Below are 3716 nucleotides of genomic sequence, written 5' to 3'. Positions count from 1 at the left end.
CACCCCCCACCCCCCCCCGCCCCCCAGGGTGGCGGGTGGGAATGGGGGTGGCATCACGGGCGCGGCGCAGCTTTTGTCGAATATATTGCGCTGGCTCGCGGCGCGATCGGCATCTGGCGCGCCCCACTACCTCCTCCCCCCGCCCCTCGCCAAGCCCATCGCCCCGGCCATATTGCGTAGCAACATGCGTCAAACCCTTGGCTGTGCTAAAAAATGCGCGCCAATCGTTTAGATCGATCCAAATCGACACCCCCACGATCCCGGCAACGGAACCCTGCTCGAGCGCCAAACCAATCATTGAGCGAACGCAACAAGGCCCCGGTTTCACCCGTTTTTAGATCGATACAAGTCCAAATCAACGTGACAGTTAGCGATTCAATCCAGGAGAGGGAGAGAAATGAAACAGATCACACGCAAGCACGGCCGCGACACATTGTCCGCCGCCATTGCCGTCGCCTTGTTCGCCGTGGCCGCCGTTCCCGGCGCTGCGTTTGCGCAACAGGCCAGCACCAGCACCGATGCCACCACGCTCGACAGCGTCAACGTCACCGGTTACCGCTACGCCATCGAAAAAAGCCTTGAGCAGAAGCGCGACGCCAATGCCGTGGTCGAGGTGATCACCGCAGAAGACGTCGGCAAGTTCCCCGACAAGAACGTGGCCGACGCGCTACAGCGCGTGCCCGGCGTGATCATCACCCGCAGCGGCGGCGAAGGTAAGAACGTCAGCGTGCGCGGCCTGTCCTCGGAGCTGACCCTGACCGAGTTGAACGGCAACTACGTGGCCACTGCCGAATCCAACGGCGACCCGACCCGTTCGTTCAACTACACGCTGCTGCCGTCGAACATGCTGGGAAGCGCCGAGCTGTTCAAGTCGCCGGAAGCCCGCATCGACGAAGGCGGCATCGGCGGAACGGTGATCCTGCACACGCGCCGCCCGCTGGAAATGGAAGCCAACACCGGCTTCGTCTCCGTTGAAGGCACCTGGGCCGACACCACCAAGAAGACCGACGGCCAGCTTTCCGCCTCCTACGCCTGGCATGACAAGGACGACCGTTTTGGCGTGTTCGTTGGCTATACCGACCAGAAGCGCACCACCCGCACCATGGGCGCCAGCACCGAAGGTTGGTCCTGGTATGGCCGTGACGAAGGCGGCACCGCGGTCGATGTCCACGGCAATCCCTCGGACTTCAACTCCAACTGGTGGGGCGGCACCGGCTTCTACGACCAGAACGGCAAGTACTACACCGGCTTCATGATGCCGACCTCGGTGAACCTTGACGTCAAGGACGAGGAACGCGAGCGCAAGGGCGGCCAGTTGACCCTGCAGTTCAAGCCGCTGGACAACCTCACCCTGACCGCGAACTACTTCCGCTTCGACCTGTCGCAGGACTCCCAGACCCACACCATCAAGGTGCCGGAATGGAACATCGCCCGCTATTGGGGCGACGGCAACTGGGCCGGCGGACGCCTGCTCGACGGGCTGACCATGGACCCGAGCGGCACCATTGTCACCGGTGCCGACTACAGCCTGCATCCGGGCAAGACCTATTACTGCAGCGAGGATGAAGCTGCCGCCGGCGGCATGGCGCCGGGCGGCTGGGGTTCCGACGACTGCACCGTGCCGACCCCGCAGATCACCGGCAGCTACAACCGCGAAAAGGCACTGTCGCAGACCGCCGATTTCTCCGCCGAATGGCGCGGTGAGTCGGTCGACATCGCCTTCAAGGGTGGCCGCACCTGGGCCAAGGGCGGTCCGTCGCTGCAGTTCTCGGTGCCGCTCAAGCCGCGCAGCCAGAATGCCGACGGCAGCTGGAACCTGGGCAATCTGGCCAGCGCCTGGAGCCTGGCTGGTACCCCGTCGATGGCGTTCTCGCCGGAACTGATGCAGAACCTGAAGAACGGCATCCTGCAGGTTGACCTCGGCTCCACTGGCTCGTCGTGGACCCGCAACACCAACCAGCAGAAATACGCGCAGATCGACACCACCTGGCACAACGATAGCGGCTTCCTGGAATCGCTGCAGTTCGGCGTCAAGTACCGTGACGGTGGCATCCACCGCAGCACCGGCAACAGCTACTGGGCCTGCCCGGGCACCGATGCCAGCGACTACGAGAACCGCTACTGGAACGGCGGCTGCAACGACCTCGCCCTGCAGTTCTCGCCCGACTTCATCTACGGCATGGGCAACCTGGCCGGCGGCATCAATGCAAGCGCGTTCCCGGCCATCAACTACCCGGCCTACATCGCCCATCTGAACAAGACCTACGGGCCGATGCAGACGCGCAACGAAGACAACTTCGTCTACAACGTGGACGAAAAAATCTACTCCACCTACCTGCAGGCCAACTTCCGCACCGAACGCCTGCGCGGCAACGTCGGCGTGCGTGTGGTCAGCACCCGCCAACACGCCGACTCCACCGACAAGGTCACCTCGTACAACGATTATTTCTACGACGACGCCAACGGCAACCCGCTGGCCTGCCAGGCCGGTGACACGGTACCGGGTGCCGCACCGGCACGTACCTACTGCGGTACCGAAGGTTACTGGCGTCTCTCCGACAGCGAAGCGCGCGTCGAGTCGTTCGCCGTCAGCGGCCTGGACCGCAGCTACACCGACGTGCTGCCCAGCTTCAACATCGTCTATGACCTGACCGACAACCTGCTGCTGCGTGCGGCAGCCTCCAAGGTGATCGCACGCCCGAGCTACAACAACATCGCCGCACCGGGCAGCCTGGAGTACTTCAGCCCCGAATACGTCAATGACCGTCGCCTCACCGGTGGTGCCAGCGAGCAGGGCTGGTACGGCTCGGGCAGCAACAAGAACCTGGAAGCCTACAAGGCCACCCAGTACGACATCGGCGTGGAATGGTATTTCCAGCCCGGCTCGGTGCTGGGCCTGGGCCTGTTCCGCAAGGACGTCAGCAACTTCTCGGTGCCGGTGGTGCAGGACGTCACCCAGAACGTCGGCGGCCAGAGCGTGGTCGTACAGAACTACTCCACCACCGCTGGTGGTCGTGACGCGGTGTCGCAGGGTCTGGAGTTCTATGCCCAGCACACGCTGGATTTCGGTCTGGGCTTCCAGGCGAACTACACCTGGAACGACACCAACGAAGCGGCCATCACCCTGGAAGACGGCACCGAGATCGGCAAGTCACCGCTGGTAGGCAGTGCCGAAAACCAGGCCAACTTCACCGTGTTCTATGAAGTGGAAAAGCTGTTGCTGCGCGCCTCGTGGAACCGTCGCGGTGAAGTGGTGCAGGGCCTGGTCAGCGGCCTGAACCTCTACCAGGAGCCCTACCAGCAGATCGACCTGAACGCTGCGTACAACATCACTTCGGCGCTGAGCCTGAGTGCCTCGGTGTTGAACCTGACCAAGGAAGAGACGCGCACGCATCTGGGCAACGACACCAAGGCCCGCTTCTACTCCAACGGTTACGCTGGCCGCGTCGTCTACTTCGGCGTGAACTGGAAGTTCTAAGGCGTTGTAGCCGTGCCCAGTGCACGGAGGTAATGAAAAGCCGCGCTGGCAACAGCGCGGCTTTTTAATTGGAGCTGGCGGAGACCGTTTTCGCTTCTCCCGCCTGCGGGGGAAGGTGCCCGAAGGGCGGATGGGGGCTGCTGCTGGTGCTGTTGCTGTTGCTGTTGCTGCTGTTGCTGTTGCTGCTGTTGCTGCTGTTGCTGCTGTTGCTGCTGTTGCTGCTGTTGCTGCTGTTGCT

The 3716-nt window shown here is 62.9% G+C and carries 1 protein-coding gene; it reads left to right on the top strand.

The annotated features are described in order from the left end of the window. Positions 1 to 397: 397 nt before the first annotated feature. Positions 398 to 3478, top strand: coding sequence for a TonB-dependent receptor (locus tag ACVOLQ_RS22360; RefSeq protein WP_481529345.1), 3081 nt, complete (start codon positions 398 to 400; stop codon positions 3476 to 3478). Positions 3479 to 3716: the final 238 nt, after the last annotated feature.

The sequence above is a fragment of the Stenotrophomonas sp. STEN031 genome, from assembly GCF_056759975.1.
Note: the sequence above shows the minus strand (reverse complement) of the source record. Positions and strands in the feature narration are given on the sequence as shown.

What these genes read in the sequence shown, in the direction of transcription:
- ACVOLQ_RS22360 (WP_481529345.1), top strand. Translation starts at nt 398, where the DNA reads ATGAAACAGATCACACGCAAGCACGGCCGCGACACATTGTCCGCCGCC.